Origin of the sequence: Uliginosibacterium paludis (assembly GCF_039631355.1) — a bacterium.
GTDB classification, from domain to species: Bacteria; Pseudomonadota; Gammaproteobacteria; order Burkholderiales; family Rhodocyclaceae; genus Uliginosibacterium; species Uliginosibacterium paludis.
In genome coordinates this window covers 100,803-121,548 of the sequence record NZ_JBDIVF010000001.1, presented here as the reverse complement: position 1 = coordinate 121,548, position 20,746 = coordinate 100,803, and the positions used below count along the sequence as shown (strand labels likewise).

The following is a 20,746-nucleotide window of genomic DNA, read 5'->3' as shown; positions in this document are numbered from 1 at the left end:
TGCAACACGCTAACTGAATTTCCTGACAGGAAGGCTACAGATGAGCAAGACATTCAAACTCCTTCGCCAGGTCGGCCTGATGCTGGCAGCGCTGGAGTGCGGCATGGCCGCTGCGCAGCCCGGCATCGTCTATGAGTTGGGCGGCAAGTTCGACAAATCCTTCAACGAAAGCGCCTACCAGGGCATCGAGCGCTGGAAGAAGGAAACCGGACAGAACGTGCTGGAGTTTGAAATCTCGTCTGAAACGCAGCGTGAGCAGGCACTGCGCCGCATGGCCGAACGTGGTGCAAACCCGCTGATTGCCGTGGGTTTTTCGCAGCAATCCGCGGTCACCAAGGTCGCAAAGGATTTTCCCGATCTGCGCTTCGTGATCATCGATGAGGTGGTGAAGTTGCCGAACGTGGAATCGGTGCTCTTCAAGGAGCACGAAGGCAGTTTCCTGGTCGGTGCGCTGGCTGCGATGGCCAGCAAGACCGGCAAGGTCGGTTTTGTGGGCGGCATGGACGTCCCGCTGATCCGCAAGTTCCAGTGTGGATATGAAGCCGGCGCGAAGCATGTGAACGCGAAGATCGAAACCTTCGGCGCCATGACGGGCACTACCGGAGCGGCGTGGAATGATCCGGCACGCGGGGGCGAACTGGCCAAGGCCCAGTTCGCGCGCGGCGCTGACGTGATTTTCGCAGCGGCGGGGGGCACCGGAACCGGTGTGTATCAGGCGGCGAAGGATGCAGGCAAGTTTGCCATCGGCGTCGACAGCAATCAGAACTACATGCAGCCGGGCACCATGCTGACCTCGATGATCAAGCGTGTGGATGTGGCCGTGTATCGGGCGCTCAAGGGCAATGAAACCGGTGTTCAGGTGCTGGGCCTGAAGGAGGGCGGTGTCGATTACGCGCTCGACAAGTACAACCAGAAGCTGATCAGCGGCGAAATGAAGCGCAAGGCAGAAGTCATCGCGAACGACATCATCGCGGGCACGATCAAGGTGCCGGAATACTCCGGCGGTGCCTGCAAGTGAGTTTGACGGCCATCCTGTCCGAACCGGCTGACATGACAAACGGGAATCCGGCATGAGCACCATCAAGGATGTGGCTGCCCGCGCGGGCGTCTCCTTCACCACCGTGTCACATGTGCTTAACGGCACGCGGCGGGTGAGTGACGAGGCGCGCGCACGGGTGGAGCAGGCGGTGGCCGAAATGGGCTACGCGCCGAGCGCGGTGGCCCGCGCGCTGAAAACGAGCGAGACCTTCGTGTTCGGTGTATTGGTGCCCAACATCACCAACCCCTTCTTTGCCGAGCTCACGCGTGGCATCGAGGATCGCTGCCAGCAGACGGACTACTCGGTCTTCCTGTGCAACTCCGACGATGAACCCGAGCGGCAGAAGCAGTATCTGCAGACCCTGCTCGAGCGCCGCGTGGATGGCCTGCTGCTGGCTGCAGCCGCGGATCAGGACGAGCCGCTGGTCAAGCGTCTGGCGTCTGCCCGCGTGCCCACCGTGGTGGTCGAGCGCCGGATCCCCGGCCTTGCTGCCGATCTGGTCCGGGTGGATCACGACGCTGGCGCGCGGCTGGCTGCACGCCATCTGATCTGCCAGGGGCATCGCGCAATCGCCTGCCTCTCCGGCCCCTCGCGTTTCGAGGTCAGCCGCGAGCGTACGGCGGGCTGGCGATCAGCGCTGCATGAAGCCGGTATCGTGCCGCCGGCCGAATGGATGCTCGAAGGGGACTTTTCGGCCTCTGCCGGCTATGAACTCGCCCATGGGCTCCTGAAGCGTGGCGAGGTGACCGCGATCCTCGCCGGGAACGACGTAATGGCCATCGGCGTGTTGCGCGCGGCAGCGGAGCTCGGCGTGTCGGTGCCGGGGCAGCTCTCGGTCATCGGTTTTGACGGCATCGATCTGGGCAGCTATGTGTATCCCGCGCTCACCTCGGTCGGCTATCCGATCCGTGAGCTGGGCGAGATGGCGGCCTCCGTGCTGCTGGATCGCCTGAGCGCGCGGATGGGCGAGCGGCGCGAGGTGGTCCTGCCGCCCCGCCTCATCGAGCGCGCCTCGACCGGCCCGGTACGCAAGGCGGGCTGACATGCAGACTGGAAGCAATACGGAAATGGTACAAGGCACGAACGGCGCAGCGCTCGCCGTATGCATGCAGGGCATCCACAAGCATTTCGGTGCGGTGCATGCCAATGACGGCGTCAATCTCTCGGTGCGTGCCGGCAGCATCCATGCACTGGTCGGTGAGAACGGTGCCGGCAAGAGCACGCTGATGTCAGTGCTCTACGGTTTCTATACCGCCGATGCCGGCAGCATTGCCATCGATGGTCGTGCAGTGGAGATCCGCAACGCGCAGCAGGCGATCGCGCTGGGGCTGGGCATGGTGCATCAGCACTTCATGCTGGTCGATTCGCTCAGCGCGCTCGACAACGTGCTGCTGGGCAGCGAGCGCAGCATGTGGCTGCCGCGCGCCCAGGGCTCGGCCCGCAGCCGTCTCGAAGCGCTGATGGCGAGCAGCGGTCTGCGGGTGAATCTCGATGCAGTGGTGGCAGACCTCTCGGTCGGCGACCGGCAGCGTCTGGAAATCCTCAAGGCGATCTTCCGCGGTGCGCGCATCCTGATCCTGGATGAGCCGACTGCCGTGCTGACGCCGCAGGAAACCGCGCAGCTCTTCGAGGTGCTGGCCCGCCTGCGCGAGCAGGGCAGCACCATCCTGCTGATCACCCACAAGCTCAAGGAAGTGATGCATCTGTGCGACCAGGTCACTGTCATGCGAGCCGGGCGGGTGGTGCATGAGTGCGCGATCGCGGAAACGTCGATCGAACGCCTGGCCGAGGCCATGGTCGGACGCAAGGTCGCCAGTGGCCGCGTGGCTTCCGCGCGGGAGCCGGGCGAGGCTCGTTTGCAGGCTGAGGGTCTCCAGGTGCTCGACGCGATGGGGGTGGCGCGCCTGCGCGGTGTGAGCCTCTGCCTGCGCGCAGGCGAGATCGTGGGTATCGCCGGCGTGGCGGGAAATGGCCAGAGCGAGTTGCTGGAAGTGCTGTCCGGCCTGCGCAAGCCCGCTGCGGGAACGCTCCGTGTCGGGACGCAAACGTTTGGCTCTGACGCGGGCGCCTCATGGCTGACGCCGCACGAGGCTCGCCGGTTGCGCCTGGCACATGTCCCGGAAGACCGCCATGCACGGGCGATGGTGATGGGCTTTCCGGCCTGGGAATCGGCGGTGCTCGGTTACGAGGCGCTACCGGCCTACAGCACCCGCTTTGGCTGGATGCGACTGGGCGCGATGCGTGATGCAACCCGCGCGATGATGGCCCGTTTCGACGTGAGGCCGCAGAACCCCGAGCTTGGCAGCGCGAAGTTTTCCGGTGGCAACCAGCAGAAGCTGGTGCTCGCACGCGAGATCGGCCAGGCGCCGGAGATCCTGCTGGTGGGGCAGCCCACGCGCGGCGTTGACATCGGCGCCATCGAATTCATCCATGCCCGCCTGCGCGAACTGCGCGATGCTGGCTGTGCGGTGCTGGTGGTCTCCAGCGAGCTGGACGAAATCCTCGCGCTCGCCGACCGCGTACTGGTCATGAATGACGGACGCATTACCGGCGAAATGCCGGGCGATGCCTGTGATGAAACACGGATCGGTCTCCTGATGTGCGAAACGACCGGTCAGGAACAAGGAGTGTCGGCATGAGTGCGCCGAAAGGCAAATCCGCTGCGGCCGTGTTGCCGCGCTGGGCTGATGTGGGCCTGATGCCGCTGATCAATCTGTGCATTGCGCTGCTGGTGGCGGCCATCGTCGTCGCGCTCATCGGCCAGCATCCGCTGCAGGTGCTCGACATGCTGGTGCAGGGCGCATTCGGCAGCAAGCGTGGCCTCTCTTACACGCTGTACTACACCACCAGCTTCATCTTCACCGGGCTGGCGGTGGCCGTCGCCTCGCATGCCGGTCTCTTCAACATCGGCGCCGAAGGCCAGGCCACGCTGGGCGGTCTGGGCACCGGGCTGGTGGCGCTGTGGCTGTCGAACAGCCTGCCGTCCTTCGTGCTGTGGCCACTGATGCTGGGGGCCGGCATCCTTTTCGGCATGGCCTGGGCGGCAGTGCCCGGCTATCTGCAGGCGTGGCGGGGCAGTCATGTGGTGATCACGACCATCATGTTCAACTTCCTAGCCAGCGCGCTCCTGAGCTATCTGCTGGTGCATCCTCTGAAGGCCGGTGAAGGCATGGCGGTGGAAAGCGCCGGCTTCGGCCCGGCCGCGCATCTCTCCGGCATCCATCAGGTGCTGGCGCTGATCGGCGTGAAGTGGCCTTCCTCACCCCTGAACCTCAGCTTCGTGCTGGCCCTGCTCGCGGCCGCCGCGATGCAGGTCTTCCTGTGGCGCACGCGGGCAGGCTACCGGCTGCGCACGGTGGGCTCCGGCCCGGGGGCTGCCGAGTATGCCGGGATCAATCCGCGCCATCAGGTGCTGCTGGCGATGGCGATTTCCGGCGCACTGGCAGGCATGGTCGGCATGAACGAGATCGCCGGCGTGAATGACAAGCTGCTGCTCGACTTTGTCGCCGGCGCCGGTTTCACCGGCATCGCGGTGGCGGTGATGGGGCGCAATCATCCGGTCGGCATCCTGATGGCGAGCCTGCTCTTCGGCGCGCTCTTCCAGGGCGGCGCGGAAGTGGCTTTCGAAGTGCCCGGCTTCAGCCGCGACATGGTCGTGATGCTGCAGGGCCTGATCGTGATGGTGTCCGGCGCGATGTCGCATGTGGTGGCGGGCCCGGTGGCACGCCTCATCGCGGGCCTTGCCGCGCGTGGCCCGCAGACGGCAGCGGTGGGCAAGGAGGTGAAACATGGATGATTTCCTGATCGGAACCCTGATCGGCTCGACGCTGCGGGTTGCCACCCCGCTGATTTTCTGCGCGCTTGCAGGTGTCATATCCGAGCGCTCCGGTGTGATCGACATCGGCCTGGAAGGCAAGATGCTGGCGGCAGCCTTTGCGGCTGGTGCAGCGGGCGCGGTGACCGGTTCGACCAGCCTCGCGCTGCTCGCCGCAACGGGTGTGGCAGTGCTCTGCTCGCTGCTGCACGGCTATGCCTGCGTGAGCCATCGCGGCGACCAGGTCGTCTCCGGCATGGCGATCAACATCATTGCGGCCGGCACCACGGTCGTGCTGGGCATTGCCTGGTTCGCCCAGGGTGGACAGACCCCGGCGCTGCCCGACAGCGTGCGCCTGCATGCCCTGTGGCCGGAGGCCGCCGCACGGGTCGGTGATCTGCTTGGCAACGGGCTGCTGGGGCATTCCGGCATGGTCTATCTCGCGCTGCTCCTGGTGGCCGGCGTGTGGTGGCTGCTGCAGCGCACCTCGATCGGCCTGCGCCTGCGCGCGGTGGGTGAGAACCCGCACATGGTGGATGCTGCCGGCGTATCGGTGCTGCGCCTGCGCTACGGCGCGCTGATGCTCAATGGCGTGCTCTGCGGTCTGGCTGGCAGCTATCTGGTGATGGCGCAGAACGCCGCCTTCTCGCCGCACATGACGGCCGGCCGCGGCTACATGGCGCTTGCCGCGATGATTTTCGGCAAGTGGCGGCCGGTGCAGGGCTTTGCTGCCTGCCTGCTGTTCGGATTTCTCGATGCGGTGGCGATCCGCCTGCAGGGCGCGGTGCTGCCCGGCATCGGCGAAGTGCCGGTGCAACTGATCCAGGCGTTGCCCTATCTGCTCACCGTGATCCTGCTTGCCGGTTTCATCGGCCGCACCCGCGCGCCTTCCGCGCTGGGGCTGCCCTATCTCAAGGAGCGTTGAAACGATGTCCGTACCGATACTGGATGCCGGTCTGGAAAGCCGGCTCTGGCAGGCTGCGCTGGCCGCACAGCAGCGCGCCTACGCCCCTTATTCGAAGTTTCTGGTCGGTGCTGCGGTGCTCGACACCGCTGGCGAGATCCATGCCGGCTGCAATGTGGAAAACGCGGCCTATCCGCAAGGCGTGTGTGCCGAGGCCGGTGCGCTGAGCGCGATGGTGCTTGCCGGCGCGCAGACGCTCCGCGCCGTGCTGGTGCTGGGCGATGGCGCCGGGCTGGTCACGCCCTGCGGCGGCTGCCGGCAGAAGCTGCGCGAATTCGGCGGCCCCGACACCCTGATTCTGATCGCCGACCGGAAACAGATCCGCGCCCGCTTCACGCTGGCGCAACTTCTCCCCGAAAGTTTTGGCCCTGATCATCTGACGACAACATGACGACTGAAACCAACGCAGCGCGCCAGGTGCGCGCCAGAGCACCCGGGGCCAGACCCCGCATTGCCGTGGTGCTGGGCTCGGGCTGGGGCGGCCTGACCGATCATCTTGCCAATGCCATCCGCATTCCCTACAGCGAGCTGGAGGGCTTTCCGCAGGCCACCGTGGCCGGGCACAGCGGCGAGCTGTGGCTGGGCGACATCGCCGGGCATGAAGTTGCCGTGATGAGCGGGCGCAAGCATGCCTACGAGACCGGCGAGGTCAACGGCATGCGGGTGCCGCTTGAAACCCTCAAGGCACTCGGCTGCGACACGGTGGTACTGACCAATGCCGCAGGCAGCCTGAAGCCGGGCATGGGAACGGGCAGCCTGATGGTCATCAATGACTACATCAACGTGACCCAGCGCTCGCCACTGGTGGGCGAGGGCGGCTCCGAGCGTTTCGTGAACATGACGAACGCATTCGATCCGGCTCTGCGCGTCATCGCGCACGACGTGGCGCGGGATGCCGGCGTCAGCCTGCATGAAGGTGTCTATCTCTGGTGTTTCGGCCCCCAGTTCGAAACGCCGGCCGAGATCCGCATGTTCGAGCGCCTTGGTGCCGATGCCGTGGGCATGAGCACCGTGCCCGAAACCATCATTGCGCGGCATATCGGGCTCAAGGTCATCGCTTTCTCGCTGATCACCAACATGGCCGCGGGCATGTCGGCTGAAGACCTGAGCCACCAGCACACGCTCGAGCAGGCCCGTGCCGCGGGCGCGACGGCCGGCATGCTGCTGGCCCGCGTGATCACCCATATCTGACATACGGAGCTGTTTCCATGAATCCTGAAACCGATCTGCAGACTGCCGCGCGCACCGCGCTGGCCTGCCTGGATCTCACCACCCTCAATGACGCCGATACGCAGAACGATGTTGCGCGCATCTGCGATCGTGCCCAGGGCCCGCATGGCAATGTGGCCGCCGTGTGCGTGTGGCCGCGTTTTGCGGCCTTTGCGCGCAAGCGGCTGCCTGCATCGATCAGCGTGGCCGCCGTGGCAAACTTTCCCGACGGCAGCGGCGATGTGCCCCGCGCCGTGCGCGATACCGAAACCATCGTCCAGGCGGGGGCGCAGGAGGTGGATGTCGTCCTGCCCTGGCAGCATCTGCAGCGGGGGGATGAAGCGACCGTCAGTCTCATTCTCCAGTCGGTGCGCAAGGCGAGCGACGGACTCGTGCTCAAGGTGATCCTCGAGAGCGGCATGCTGGCAAGCCCGGCACTCATTGCGCGCGCAAGCCGCCTGGCGCTCGACGCCGGAGCGGATTTCCTCAAGACCAGTACCGGAAAAACGCCGGTGAGTGCCACACCGGACGCCGCGAAGATCATGCTCGAAGCGATTGCGGGCGGCGGAGCGGCCGCCTCGCATGTCGGCTTCAAGCCCTCCGGTGGCATCCGCACGGTGGCCGATGCGGCCGCCTACATCGCGCTGACGCAAGCGATGCTGGGCGAGGCCGCCGTCAATCCGGCGCGCTTCCGTCTGGGGGCGAGCAGCGTGCTGGATGACATCGAGCGCGTGCTCTCCGGCCAGGCTTCCGCGAGCACGGCAGCGCCCGGCGCCTACTGAGGACATCAGCATGCTTGCCCAGGAAATCATCCGCCACAAGCGTGACGGGCTCCCTCTCTCCCCTGAGGAGATCAATCATTTCGTGAGCGGTCTGGCCGGCGATTCGTGGAGCGATTCACAGGCCGCCGCGATGGCCATGGCCTGCTTCCTGCGCGGCATGAGTCAGGACGAAAAGGTCGCCCTGACGCTCGCCATGATGCGCTCGGGCGAGGTGCTGGACTGGCGCAGCGAGAACCTGCCCGGCCCGGTGCTCGACAAGCATTCCACCGGCGGCGTGGGCGACAAGGTGAGTTTGCCGCTGGCACCGATCCTCGCCGCCTGCGGCGCCTTCGTGCCGATGATCTCGGGCCGTGGCCTGGGGCATACCGGTGGCACGCTCGACAAGTTCGACAGCATTCCCGGCTACCGCACCGCGCCGTCGCTCGGCGAGTTGCGCACGGCCCTGCGCAGTGCCGGTTGCGCCATCATCGGCCAGACCGCCCAGCTCGCACCGGCCGATCGCCGGCTCTATGCAATCCGTGACGTGACCGGCACGGTCGAATCCATCCCGCTGATTACCGCGAGCATCCTGTCCAAGAAACTGGCGGCTGGTCTGCAAGGGCTGGTGATGGATGTGAAGACCGGCAACGGCGCCTTTGCCGCCGAAATGACAATGGCAAGCGAGCTGGCGCAGTCGCTGGTCGAGGTGGCCGTCGGTGCCGGCCTGCCCACGCGTGCCTGGATCACCGACATGAACCAGGTGCTGGGCTGGAGTTGCGGCAACGCGCTCGAGATGCATGAGGCGCTGGCTCTGCTCAAGGGCGAAGCGGCCGAGCCGCGTCTGCTGGAAGTGACCCGCACGCTGTGCGCCGAACTGCTCGGCATTGGCGGATTGGTCGCCAGTCTTGAAGACGGGCTGCAGCAGGTCGACCGGGCGCTCGCCAGTGGTGCCGCGCTGGAGCGTTTCGCACGCATGGTCAGCGCCTTGGGCGGGCCCGTCGATTTCATTGAGCGCGCCGCGCACTACCTGCCGGCCGCTCCGGTCGTACGCCCACTGATTGCCAAGCGCGGCGGCTGGGTGAGTCAGATGGCCACCCGTGACATCGGGCTGCTGCTGATCGAGATGGGCGCAGGGCGTCGCCAGAGCACCGATCGAATCGACTACCGCACCGGCCTCAGTGCGGTCCGCGGTGTGGGCGAGCGTGTCGAGCCGGGTGAGCCGATCGCAATGATTCACGCGGCGGACGAGGCCAGCGCCGAGCTCGCCGAAGCCCGGCTGTGCCGGCTCATCGGACTCAGCGAGGAAGCCGTGCCGGCACGCCCGGTGTTGCTGGCGCGCCTGGGGAACGGAGTCTGAGATGGGGCGCGCAATTGTCGTCATTCTGGATTCCTTCGGTCTGGGCGCGACGCCGGATGCCGCGGCCTATGGCGACGCTGGCGCCAACACGCTGGGCCGCATCGCGAACTGGTGCGCAGCGCAAGGCGAGCCGCTGAGCCTGCCGAACCTCTGCCGGCTTGGGCTTCCGCAGGCTGCCCATGCCGCGAGCGGTGAATGGCCGGCGGGCCTCGATGTGCAACCCTGGCCGCAGGCGGTGTACGGGGCGGCGCGCGAGGCCAGCCTGGGCAAGGACACTCCCAGTGGTCACTGGGAGCTCATGGGTTGCCCGGTTGCCTTCGACTGGGGGTACTTTCCGCGTCGGCCCGACAGTGCCGAATCCGTGTTTCCCGAGGCTCAGATGAACCGCTGGCTTGAGGCGTGCGGCCTGACCGGCAGCCTGGGCAATACCCATGCAAGTGGCACTGAAATCATCGAGCAGCTGGGCGAAGCCCACATCCGCAGCGGCTGGCCGATTTGCTACACCAGCAGCGACAGCGTTTTCCAGATCGCGGCGCACGAAACGCACTTCGGTCTCGAGCGGCTGTATGACATCTGCGAGAAAGCCAAGCGCGTGTTCGACGAACTCAATATCGCACGCGTGATTGCCCGTCCTTTCGCGGATGCGCCCGCAGGCTCGGGCCTGCGCTTCCGCCGCACCGGAAACCGGCATGACTACACCACGCCGCCTCCTGCCGACACCCTGCTGGACGTGCTTGCCGGGGCAGGGCGTGAAGTGCATGGGGTCGGCAAGATCCGGGACATCTTCGCGGGCCGTGGCGTGAGTCATCATCATCCGGCAGAAGGCAATGCGGCCTTGTGTGAAGCCACGCTCGTCGCAATGGACCAGTGTCATGACGGCGGCATGGTGTTCGCCAATCTCGTCGACTTCGACATGCTCTACGGCCATCGTCGTGACATTGCGGGCTACGCTGCCGCCCTGCGGGCCTTCGATGCTTTTCTGCCGCAGCTCCTGGCAGCGTTGAAACCGGGTGACCTGCTGGCGCTCAGTGCCGATCACGGCTGTGACCCCGGCTGGCCAGGCAGCGACCACACGCGCGAGCATGTGCCACTGATCCTGACCGGACCGGCTTGCACGGTGAGCAAGGCTGCCGGCGTGAGCACCTCCTTTGCGGATCTGGGCCAGACGCTCGCCCGCCACCTCGGTGTGCCAGCCTTGGCGCATGGCCAGGCGATGTGGTGAGCGCATGCACCAAGTCAGAAGAAATTGCACCAGGATGAACGGGCAGAACCGGCCCGTCGCCTGCCGCATTCCTCCCGAGTCGGCAAAACGCCCTCTGGTGAGCGCTGTCGATTCATTCTTCTGTAACAGCACGCTGGCATTCTTTTTGCTGAATCAGGACATGCCAAACGATTTCTTCCTGCAAACCCGACAACCGCAAACGTTTGCCTGTGATTTTTGTGGCAATCCGGCGCCCCGCTTTCGCGCTGGAGAAGTTCTTGATGGTGCAGGGCATGCGTCGGAGGCGGTGCTGAATGAATATTTTCCGGAGCTCATCCATACGGCACCGGACTGGCAAGCATCTTGCTGTATGAACAGTGAAGTGCTGGATGGAAGTTTACTTCCGCAAACGTTTGCTAATTAACTTTTAGAAGCTGATCCCATCATGTTGCATTTTGAAGAGCCGGTTCAACGCAAAGCCCGCATTGAAATCATCCCGATGATCGACGTGATGATGTTCCTGCTGATCTTCTTCGTTCTGATCAGCCTGAACGTGATCCCTGCTTTCGGGCTCAAGACCTCGCTGCCGGACAGCACGACCGCGCCCCGCGCGGTGAACAGCAAGCCTCCCTTCGTGGTTTCCCTGCAGGCCGATGGCAGCGTGGCGCTCGATGGCCAGCACCTGTCGATCGAGCAGCTCGGTGCCGCGGCGCTTGCCGCGCACAAGCAAGAGCCCGAGAAGCGATTCATCATCAGTGCGGATCAGGAAGTCCAGTGGCGGAACATCGTCAATGTGATGGACGCCATTCGCGGTGAGGGCATCGAGTCCGTGACCTTTGCGACCAAGCGGGTGAACTGATGGTCTTCGATGATCTTTACGAACGGCGGGATCCCGCAGCTGCCGGTGGCGCCGTCCTCGTCATGATCGCCCTGTGGCTGAGCTGGCATCACCTGCCGGCCCCGGCACCCAAGGCGGCCCTGCAGGACGAAACCGTGATCACCATGGAAGAGCTGCCGCCACCTCCGCTGCCCGAGCCGCCTCCGCCACCCAAGCCCGAGCCGCCGCGCCCGCCCGAGCCCAGGCCTGTGGTTCGGCCGGTTCAGGCCCAGACGCCGACGCCCGCGCCGCAGACGCCCGTGCCGAGCCTGACCGCAACACCGGATCCGGCGCCCGCTCCGGTCCAGCCTGCGCCGCAGCCGCCCGCACCGCCGCCCCCGGCGCCCGCACCGCGGCCTGCCGCGAACGCGAACCTTGAGAGTTCCTACGCCGGTCAGCTGCGTGCCTATGTCAATAGCATCAAGCGTTATCCGAACAGTCGCGAGGCGCGTCAGCTCCGGCCCACCGGCACGGTGAAGGTCTGGATGGAGATCGATCGCCAGGGCCAGTTGCTGGATGCCGGCGTGGAGCAGGGCGCGGATTCGCCCCTGCTCGACAAGGAGGCGCTGCGCACGGTGCGCGGCGGTCACTACCCGTCTTTCCCGCCAGACGCTTTTGCAGGGAAGTCCTCTCACCGTTTTGTCATCGCCATCGAGTATCTGCTGGAAGGCAGCTGATACCCGATACGAATCGTTCAACACACCCAACCACCCAACCCATCAGCTCCCACATCTATTGAAGGCAGCCAATCATGCGGACATTCAAACTGAAACCCCTGAGCCTTGCGGTCATTACCTTCCTCGCGGCAGGACAGCTCTACGCACAGGAATCCACTGACGCAGGCAAGGTGACCGTGACCGGCGAGGGCGACAAGCTCGGCACCGGCCTGCTGGTCGATGAGGACACGCCCAAGGGCAAGAGCACGGTGACCCGCTCACAGCTGGAAAAGTCGCGGCCGACTGCCAATGCTTTCCAGAGTCTGAACCTGCTGCCGGGCGTGAATGCGATGTCGATCGACGGCACCGGCATGTGGGGGGGCTCGCTGCGCGTACGCGGCTTCAACAGTGACCAGATGGGTTTCACCATCGACGGCGCGCCGGTCAATGATTCGGGCAGCTTCGCGGTCTATCCGCAGGAGTTCACCGACAACGAGAATACCTGCGAACTCTTCGTGACCCAGGGCGGTACCGACAACGAAGCACCGCACGTGGGCGCCTCCGGCGGCAACATCGGCATGTCGTCATGCGGCGCCGAAGACAAGCGCCGCTTCCGCGTATCCCAGTCGCTTGGCCAGCTCGACTATCGCCGCACCTTCATGCGCTATGACACCGGCAAGATCGGCGATTTCAAGGGCTTCATCTCCTACTCCACCACCGCTGCCGACAAGTGGAAGGGCGAGGGTGAAGCACAGCGCGAGCACATCGACGCCAAGGCTGAATACGATCTGGGCAAGGGCTCCAAGCTCAGCAGCGGTTTCATGTACAACTGGATGATGAACCACAACTACATGAGCCAGACGCCGGCCGTGTGGAACACCACCGGCTACAAGTATGACTACGGCTACACCCAGTTCGCCAGCGGCACGACGCCCAGCTCCAACTACTACGACACCGCACGCAACCCCTTCGAGAACTTCCTGATCACCCCGAAGGCCAACCTCCAGCTCACCTCGACAACCCGCCTCGACATCGAGCCGTATTACTGGTGGGGCTACGGTGGTTCGACCGGCCTGTATTCCCTCAAGGAAGGCACCAGCAGCACCTCTACCAGCGCTTCGGCCAGCACGCTCGTCCATGGCGGCATTGGCGACCTCAACGGCGACGGTGACCGGCTCGACACGGTTTATGGCGTGCGCAGCAGCGTGACCGAAACCAATCGCCCCGGCATCACGACGAAGGTGACCCATACGCTGGACAATCACCAGATCATGTACGGCGTCTGGGCCGAGCGTGCACGTCACCGTCAGACTCAGCCTTACACCAAGCTGGATGCTTCCGGCACCTTCGATCCCTGGATCGAGGCCAATCTCTACAACATGGCCGATGGCACGCCTGCACAGGGCCGTGACTGGAAGACCATCACCAATGCACACAGCGTGTTCGCGCAGGACACCATCGACCTGATGAACAGCCGCCTGCAGATCACCCCCTCGCTGAGCTGGCGCGAAGTACGCCGTGACTTCCAGAACTACCCGAACCTCGGCTACTCGGGCTCCTACTCCGGCAACTACTACTACCGCATCCAGGAGAGCTATCGCCAGTTCCTGCCGGGCCTGTCGGGTTCCTTCAAGTTCACCGACCGGACCCAGGGCTTTGCGAGCGTGACCCGCAACTTCAAGACGCCGGGCAACTTCGACTACGGCAACCTGGCCATCAACGCGACCAAGACCGCACCGCTCAGCGTGAAGCAGGAAACCACCACCAACTACGAGATGGGTACGCGCTTCTCGGGTGACTGGTACAAGGCTTCGGCGACGGTCTTCTACATGGACTACAAGAACCGCATCGCTTCGAGCTGGGATCCGGTCGAAGGCATCACGCACGACTGGAACGTGGGGGATTCCACCGTCAAGGGCGTCGAGCTCGAGGGTGGCACTTCGCCCTGGAACGGCCTGAGTTTCTACGGCTCGCTGAGCTACACGAAGTCGACCATCAATGACAACATGCTGGCCAGCGCCACCAGCTACTACGCCACCGCAGGCAAGCAGTTCCCGGACACGCCCAAGCACATGGCTTCAGCCTCCGTGCAGTACGTCACCGGCCCGGTCCTGCTGAACCTGACGGCGAAGTACACCGGCAAGCGCTTCCTGACCATGGTCAATGACGCTGAAGTGAAGGGTTACACCCTGCTCGACTTCAACGCGGCCTGGAAGATCGCCAACAACGTCGAAGGCTACTTCAAGAACCCGATCCTGCGCTTCAACGTCAGCAACCTGACCAACCAGAAGTACTGGGTCACCAGCCTGGGCAGCGGTTCCAGCGTCCAGATTTCCTCCACGACCGGCAGCACCTACGTTTATGCAGGTGCTCCGCGCTTTGCCAGCGTGACCTTCCAGGTCGATTACTGAGTCACCGATTCATCAGGAACCAAGCATCATGAACTTCAATCTACTGCACGAAATCGTTCTGGGCTTCATGGTCGTGCTGCTGCTCGTTGCAGTGGCAGTGATCATCGAGCGCTTCATCTACTACAGCTACATCGAGCGCTCGCGCAAGCGTCTGCTCGGCCTGCTGGCCAAGGGTGACGAACAGGCCGTTCTCAAGGAAACCAAGGGTTCGTCCTGTCCGCATGCCCGCCTGATCGGTGGCATGCTTGCGCTCAAGGGGCTCGAGAAGGATGCCTTCGAGAGCAAGGTGCAGGCGCTCTACCTCACCCAGCAAGCCGGGGTGAAGCGCCTGCTGTGGATGGTGGATACCACCATCACGCTCTCGCCGTTGCTCGGCCTGCTCGGTACCATCCTGGGCATCATCGACACCTTCAACGCGCTGGCTTCCCAGGGCGTGTCCGATCCGCAGGCGGTGAGCCAGGGGATCGGCACCGCACTGTTCGCGACCGCGGCAGGTATCGGGATCGCCGTGGTCTGCCTCGTGTTCCACAACTACTTCAGTGAACGCGTGGAGCGTATCAACGAGCAGCTCAAGGTCATGGCGCTGGATCAGGCCGGTGCGGTGGCAGGTGAAGGCTCGGGCGTCCGGGGCGGTCGCGAGCCCGCACGCATCCAACCCCAGGCTGCTGCAGCCTGAACGTGGAGAAAGCGATGAAAGCGAAAATGCTGCAGGTTGCCGGTGTCATGACGCTGGCCCTGTTCCCGGGGGTCGTGCTGGCCTGGAGTTCGGCCGGCCACCAGGCGGTGGGCGCCATTGCCGACCGCCTGCTCGAAGGCAGCCACGCCGGCGAGATGGTGAAGAAGACCCTGGGCGGGATGACGCTCGAGACCGTGGCGGTCTGGGCGGATTGCGTGAAGGGCACGACTTCGAAGGATGGCGTGAATTTCAGCTATCAGACCAACCCGCAGCGCTTTGCCGAATGCATGCCTTTCAGCACGCGGGAGGAAGAGGCACGCATCATCGCTTTCGTGAAGGCCAACTGGACGCAATGCGGCAGCGCAGAGGGCAACGAGTGGTGTCACAGTCAGTACCACTATGCCGATATCGCGCCGCAGCGCGACCATTACGACGCGCATTTTGCCGGCGCGAACGATCATGACGTGGTGCATGCCATCAGCGCCATGATCACCAAGCTCAAGGGCGGCAAGCCGCCCGCACCTTTCTCGATTGCCGACAAGCGCGAGGCACTGATGCTGCTCGCGCATTATGTGGGCGATCTGCACCAGCCGCTGCACATCGAATCCATTTACCTGGATGCGCAGGGCAAGCCGGTGGACCCGGACGCAGGCGGCATCGATCCGCTGACCGACTCCGCCGGTGGCAACAAGATTTATGACGGCGGCAAACGTTTGCACGCCTACTGGGACAGCATCCCCAAGCGGCTGGAAAACGGTGGCGAGTCTTTCGCTGAAACGCTAGCGCGTGCGCGCCAGGTTGCGGTGAGCCCCGGCGATGTTTCGGGCTGGGCCCAGCAGTGGGCCAGCGAGGTCGTTGAAACCGGCAAGACGGCTTATGCCGGCCTGAGCTACACCCCGCGCGCACCTCAGGAAAGTGGTCCCTCGGTGCCGAACTGGGATGCCGTCGGCATGAACGATGCCTACTTCAAGCGGGCCGAGCAATACAAGCAGGCAGAGCTTGCACTGGCCGGCGCGCGTCTGGCGCAAGCCATCAAGGCTGTCTGGCCTGATCCGGTCAAGTCGGCAAAGGCCGGCGTGCCGTTGCGCCTGATCGCCTTCAATGATTTTCACGGCAATCTCGAAGGCGGAGACCTCACCCTGTCGTGGATCGACCAGGTCATCCCCGAGCAGCGCTTCCGTCTGCCGGTGGGTGGCGCTGCCGCGCTCTCCGGCATGATCCACGAATTGCGCAAGGGGGCTGCCAACAGTCTTGTCCTCTCGGGGGGCGATCTCTTCGGTGCCTCACCCTTGCCTTCCACGCTCTTCCGTCACGAGAGCACCGTCGAGGTGATGAACCGCATCGGTGTGGATGTCGGCATTGTCGGCAATCATGAGTTCGATGCCGGTCTGGCCGAAATCAAGCGTCTGGAGAAGGGCGGCTGTGCCGCGACCCGACCCAATGACGTTGCCGCCACCTGTGCCGACGGTCGCTACACCGGGATGCATTTCCCGCTGCTCGGCGGCAACGTGATCCAGGCGGACAACGGCAAGCCGGTATTCGCGAGCTGGACCATCAAGCGCGTGAAGGGCATTCCGGTCGCGTTCGTTGGCGTGGTGACGCGTGACGTGCCGAATGTGGTGGTCAAGAGCTCGATTGCCGGCCTGCGCTTCGATGACGAAGCCGAGACGATCAACAAGGCGGCCGCCGTGCTCAGGAAGCGCGGCGTGAAAGCCATTGTGGCGATGATTCACGAAGGAGGCGATACCGGATCGGAAGCGAAGCCTGCCGACTGGAACGACACCCGCTGCCCGGACGCACGAGGCGAGATCTTCGACATCAACAAGCGCCTGAGCCCGGATGTGGACGTCGTCTTCTCTGCCCACACTCACAAGGGTTACCGCTGCCTGATCGATGGCCGTGTGGTGATCCAGGCCACGAACTACGGCCGCGGCGTGTCGGTCGTGGATCTGGTGCTTGATCCGCGCACGCAGGATGTGGATCGTCAGCGCAGCACCAGCATCAATCTGCCGGTGGTGAGCGAGCGCACCAGCAAGCTGCAGCGCCTGCAGGTCGCGCGCCTGCTGCCGCCCGCTTACAGCCCGGTCATCCTGGCCAGCCAGCCCGATGCGGTGATCGCCGGACAGGTGGCGTCCTATGTGGCAGCGGTCGCACCCAAGGCCGGCAAGACCGTGGCGCGCATCACGGCAGATTTCAAGCGTGGCGATACGCGCTCCGACAGCAGCATCGGCCGCCTGATCTCCGACGCACAGCTGGTGGCAGCCAGCCCCGCTGACAAGGGTGGTGCGGTGATTGCCTTCCTTAATGACGGAGGCATTCGTGCCGATCTCGAATGCAAGGGTGCGTCGCCCTGTGCGGTGGGCTATGGTCAGGTGTTCTCGACCCAGCCTTTCGGCAACACCCTGGTCGTGATGACACTCACCGGCGCCCAGATCAAGGCGGTGCTGGAGCAGCAGATGACAGCCGGCATGAATTCGCCGCGCTTCCTGCAGCCCTCGAAAGGCTTCACCTATGTCTGGAAGGATTCTGCTCCGGCGGGCGAACGGGTGAGTGCGATCAGCCTCAATGGCAGCCCGATTGATCCGGCCGCGAAGTACCGGGTGGTGGTCAACAACTTCCTCTCCGAAGGCGGCGACGGATTCCTCGTATTCCGTGACGGTACCGAGCGGGTTTCGGCCGGGCAGGATATCGATGCCCTGCTTGATTACCTCAAGCCCAGTCTCGATTCAGATCAGGCCATCTTCTCGCCGGACCCGGTTCCGCGCGCCAGCAGACAGCCCTGAGCAGTACAGGCTGCCGGTTTCCCGACCGGCAGCCGCAGCAAAGCCCTCATCCAGTCCAGCGTCCTGATCCGCGCGGTGTCTTTCACCGCGTGAGGATTCCTGCGCGCCGGATTTGTTGATCAGAGGGGCCGCCGAGCCTCGATTCGTTTGTCAGAACCGCAACTGGCTGCACGCCAGTCCATTCCTCATCCAGACAGAGAATGACCATGACATACAGAGATCAGACAAAGCGCGCCCGGGGGCGCACCAGTTTGCTGTGCCTTGCACTGCTGGCCCTGACGGCCTGTGGCGGCGGTGGCGAAGGCGCCGATTCCACGAGCGCCGGGAGCTCCGGCAGCTCAAGCGGCACAGGCAGTTCGACGGCATCCGGCACTTCGAGCGCATCGAGCACATCCAGCGGCTCCAGTGCGGCCAGTGCTTCCAGCACCTCCAGTGCGTCCAGCAGCGTCACGCTGCCAAGCTGCATCAGCGCACTGACCAATCCGCTGCAGTCCATCACTTCGATTCAGGGCACGACGGATACCAGCCCGCTTGCCGGTCAGCTCGTGACCGTGCGTGGCATCGTGACCGGTGCCTTCCAGGGGAACGCAGAAGACAGCAGCAATACGCAATTGAACGGTTTCTTCATCCAGCAGCCGGTCGCGGATGCCGATCCGCTGACTTCGGAAGGTTTGTTCATTTACGCGCAGAACGCCACCGTCAAGGTGGCCGTGGGGGATTATGTGCAGGTGGCGGGCAAGGTCGCCGAGTACAAGGGCACCGGGGACACGCGAACGCTGACCGAGCTTTCTGAGGTCAGCGCGATCAGCGTGTGCGGATCCGGGCTTTCCGTGACCCCCACCACCCTGACGCTGCCCCTGGCCAGTGCGGAGGCGCTTGAGGCCTATGAAGGCATGCTGGTCCGATTCGAGCAGACGCTGACGGTGACGGATGTTTCCGATTTCGGCCACTATGGCTCGATCGGTCTCTCGAACGGCCGGCTGTGGGAGCCCTACAACCATCCTTCGATGACACCCGCTGCGGTGGTGGCGGCCAATGCGCTCAACCGCATCATTCTGGACGACGGCAGCACCAAGTCCTATCCGAACATGAGTGTCACGCCGATCAAGAGCTACCTGTCTTCGGCCAGTGGCACGCGCAGGGTGGGGGACACCCTTACCGGCGTCAGCGGCCCGCTGACCTGGAGTGCCAATGCCTGGCGCTTCCATCCTGTCGGCACGGTCAGCTTTGTCGACGCCAATCCCCGCACTGCGGCCCCGGCCTCCGTGGGAGGTTCGCTTAAGGTTGCGCACTACAACGTGGAGAACTTCTTCACCACGCTTGGCTCACGCGGTGCCTCCACCGCGACGGACTTCGCGCGTCAGCGCAAGAAGCTGGTCGCGGCCATCGCGGCGATCGATGCGGATGTCATCAACCTGATCGAAACCCAGAACGATGCCGGCGTGACGCTCGCGAATCTTGTGACCGCGCTGAACGAGAAGGTTGGCGCAGGCACCTACAGCTATGTCGATGTCGGCATTGCCGGGACCGACGAAATCATCCAGGCCATGCTCTACAAGCCGGCAAAGGTGAAGACCGTGGGCAACCCGCAGATCATCACCGATACCAACTTCGCGGTATCCGGTGGCATGCGCCCGTCGATTGCGCAGCGCTTCGCGTCTGTCGCCAACGGCGGTGGATTCTGGATGGTCGCCAATCACCTCAAGAGCAAGGGCTCCTGCCCGAGCAGCAGCTCCAGCGCCGATGCGGAATATGGACAGGGCTGCTGGAACGCTTCCCGCACGACCCAGGCCAAGGCCCTGCGTGACTGGGTGGCCGGGCTGGTGAGCGCTTCGGGCGAGAGCGACGTGCTGATGATGGGGGACTTCAATGCCTACATTGACGAAGATCCGCTCAAGGTGCTGGAGAGCGCCGGCTACGAAGCCCTGCTGCGCAGGCTCCCGGCCAACCAGCGCAACAGCTACCAGTTCGATGGTGAAACCGGTGCGCTGGATCACGCCTTCGCCAGCAGCCTGCTGAAGAGCCAGGTCAGCGGTATCACGGTGTGGCACATCAACTCGGAGGAGCCGGAGATCATCGACTACACCACCGCGAACAAGAATCCCGATCTCTATACCGAAACGCCTTATCGGGGCTCTGATCATGATCCGGTTGTGGTCGGGCTGAACCTGAATGCCGATGCCGCCGTCAGCGTTGCAACCCTTTCGGCCAACGTGCCGACTGCCGCGACCGTGGGCACCTCGGTCAGCATCACCAATCTCCTCGTCAGCAATGGCACGGCACTCACGGTGAGCTGGGGTGATGGCAACAGCGAGTCGCTGGCGCTTGCCGCAGGTTCGGCCAGCCACACCTATGCGAGTCCGGGCACCTACACCATTACGCTCACGCTGACCGGCTCGGGCTTGCCAGCCACGCGCAGCAGCACGATCAAGGTCACGGCCTCGAGCAGTGGCGGTAGCGTCAGCGGCCCTGAGCTCTTCTTCAGCGAATACATCGAAGGCACCAGCAACAACAAGGCGCTGGAGATCTACAACCCGCTGTCGACGAGCGTTGATCTGTCCGCCTACACCGTGAAGATCTATGCCAATGGCTCGGCCACCTCGACCGGCAGTCTTGCGCTCAGTGGCACGCTCGGCGCGGGTGAGACCCTTGTCATACGGCATTCCAGCTTCACCACAGCGTTCACTGGATTCCCGGCAACGGCGATCAGCAACAGCACGGTGGTCAATTTCAACGGCGACGACGCCGTGACCCTGGAGAAGAACGGCAGCACGATCGATGGCATCGGCGTCGTCGGCACGGACCCGGGTACGGAATGGGTCAGCGGTACGGTCAGCACGCTGAACAAGACCCTGCGCCGAAAAAGCGGCATTACGCAAGGCAGCATCCCTGGCACCAGCTGGGATGTTGCAACCGAGTGGGACGTCTATGACGTCGACACCTTCAGCGGACTGGGAAGCCGCTGAAGCGCGTGCCATGCGGAGCCGGGGAAGAGGGC

General features: G+C 64.3%; 18 protein-coding genes. 17 read left to right on the top strand and 1 reads right to left on the bottom strand.

The genetic code is table 11. The annotated features are described in order from the left end of the window. Positions 1-40 precede the first annotated feature (40 nt). The 16 genes from ABDB87_RS00550 (at position 41) to ABDB87_RS00475 (ending at position 17,748) form a co-directional block, all read left to right on the top strand. The gene (locus tag ABDB87_RS00550) at positions 41-1,018 is read left to right on the top strand and encodes a BMP family lipoprotein (protein ID WP_345923114.1); all 978 of its coding nucleotides are present in this window, start codon (positions 41-43) and stop codon (positions 1,016-1,018) included. A gap of 52 nt (positions 1,019-1,070) precedes the next feature. Further along, the gene (locus ABDB87_RS00545) at positions 1,071-2,081 is read left to right on the top strand and encodes a LacI family DNA-binding transcriptional regulator (protein WP_345923112.1); all 1,011 of its coding nucleotides are present in this window, start codon (positions 1,071-1,073) and stop codon (positions 2,079-2,081) included. Position 2,082: 1 nt separating this feature from the next. Continuing rightward, positions 2,083-3,678 (top strand): ABC transporter ATP-binding protein, encoded by a 1,596-nt coding sequence (locus ABDB87_RS00540; RefSeq protein ID WP_345923110.1) that lies wholly within the window; start codon positions 2,083-2,085, stop codon positions 3,676-3,678. Further along, positions 3,675-4,835, top strand: a complete 1,161-nt coding sequence (locus tag ABDB87_RS00535; RefSeq protein WP_345923108.1) for an ABC transporter permease — start codon at positions 3,675-3,677, stop codon at positions 4,833-4,835. Before ABDB87_RS00540 ends, ABDB87_RS00535 begins: the two co-directional genes overlap by 4 nt. Continuing rightward, the gene (locus ABDB87_RS00530; protein ID WP_345923106.1) at positions 4,828-5,778 is read left to right on the top strand and encodes an ABC transporter permease; all 951 of its coding nucleotides are present in this window, start codon (positions 4,828-4,830) and stop codon (positions 5,776-5,778) included. The genes ABDB87_RS00535 and ABDB87_RS00530 overlap by 8 nt, the downstream gene beginning before the upstream one ends. A gap of 4 nt (positions 5,779-5,782) precedes the next feature. Further along, positions 5,783-6,208, top strand: coding sequence for a cytidine deaminase (locus tag ABDB87_RS00525; RefSeq protein ID WP_345923104.1), 426 nt, complete (start codon positions 5,783-5,785; stop codon positions 6,206-6,208). Then, complete coding sequence (locus tag ABDB87_RS00520) at positions 6,205-7,008, top strand: purine-nucleoside phosphorylase (RefSeq protein ID WP_345923102.1); 804 nt, start codon at positions 6,205-6,207, stop codon at positions 7,006-7,008. Before ABDB87_RS00525 ends, ABDB87_RS00520 begins: the two co-directional genes overlap by 4 nt. Before the next feature lie 17 nt (positions 7,009-7,025). Beyond that, the gene (gene deoC, locus ABDB87_RS00515; protein ID WP_345923100.1) at positions 7,026-7,808 is read left to right on the top strand and encodes a deoxyribose-phosphate aldolase; all 783 of its coding nucleotides are present in this window, start codon (positions 7,026-7,028) and stop codon (positions 7,806-7,808) included. Positions 7,809-7,818: 10 nt separating this feature from the next. Then, the gene (gene deoA / locus ABDB87_RS00510; protein WP_345923098.1) at positions 7,819-9,144 is read left to right on the top strand and encodes a thymidine phosphorylase; all 1,326 of its coding nucleotides are present in this window, start codon (positions 7,819-7,821) and stop codon (positions 9,142-9,144) included. A gap of 1 nt (position 9,145) precedes the next feature. Then, on the top strand, positions 9,146-10,366 hold the full coding sequence (locus ABDB87_RS00505; protein ID WP_345923096.1) for a phosphopentomutase: 1,221 nt from the start codon (positions 9,146-9,148) through the stop codon (positions 10,364-10,366). A gap of 34 nt (positions 10,367-10,400) precedes the next feature. Then, complete coding sequence (locus ABDB87_RS00500) at positions 10,401-10,769, top strand: hypothetical protein (RefSeq protein WP_345923095.1); 369 nt, start codon at positions 10,401-10,403, stop codon at positions 10,767-10,769. 21 nt (positions 10,770-10,790) lie between these two features. After that, complete coding sequence (locus ABDB87_RS00495) at positions 10,791-11,204, top strand: ExbD/TolR family protein (RefSeq protein WP_345923093.1); 414 nt, start codon at positions 10,791-10,793, stop codon at positions 11,202-11,204. After that, positions 11,204-11,899, top strand: a complete 696-nt coding sequence (locus tag ABDB87_RS00490) for a TonB family protein (protein WP_345923091.1) — start codon at positions 11,204-11,206, stop codon at positions 11,897-11,899. The genes ABDB87_RS00495 and ABDB87_RS00490 overlap by 1 nt, the downstream gene beginning before the upstream one ends. 74 nt (positions 11,900-11,973) lie before the next feature. After that, positions 11,974-14,289, top strand: a complete 2,316-nt coding sequence (locus ABDB87_RS00485; RefSeq protein WP_345923089.1) for a TonB-dependent receptor — start codon at positions 11,974-11,976, stop codon at positions 14,287-14,289. 28 nt (positions 14,290-14,317) lie between these two features. Beyond that, entirely contained in the window at positions 14,318-14,965 is a 648-nt protein-coding gene (locus tag ABDB87_RS00480; RefSeq protein ID WP_345923087.1) for a MotA/TolQ/ExbB proton channel family protein, read from the top strand. 14 nt (positions 14,966-14,979) lie between these two features. After that, on the top strand, positions 14,980-17,748 hold the full coding sequence (locus ABDB87_RS00475) for a S1/P1 nuclease (protein ID WP_345923085.1): 2,769 nt from the start codon (positions 14,980-14,982) through the stop codon (positions 17,746-17,748). Between the two features lie 220 nt (positions 17,749-17,968). On the opposite strand, the gene ABDB87_RS00470 is transcribed toward ABDB87_RS00475, so the two are convergent. Beyond that, the gene (locus ABDB87_RS00470; protein ID WP_345923083.1) at positions 17,969-18,244 is read right to left on the bottom strand and encodes a hypothetical protein; all 276 of its coding nucleotides are present in this window, start codon (positions 18,242-18,244) and stop codon (positions 17,969-17,971) included. Positions 18,245-18,293: 49 nt separating this feature from the next. Between ABDB87_RS00470 and ABDB87_RS00465 the strand changes: the two genes are divergently transcribed. Next, positions 18,294-20,714 carry an ExeM/NucH family extracellular endonuclease gene (locus ABDB87_RS00465; protein ID WP_345923081.1) on the top strand — a complete coding sequence of 807 codons (2,421 nt, stop codon included), beginning with the start codon at positions 18,294-18,296 and terminating at the stop codon, positions 20,712-20,714. Positions 20,715-20,746: the final 32 nt, after the last annotated feature.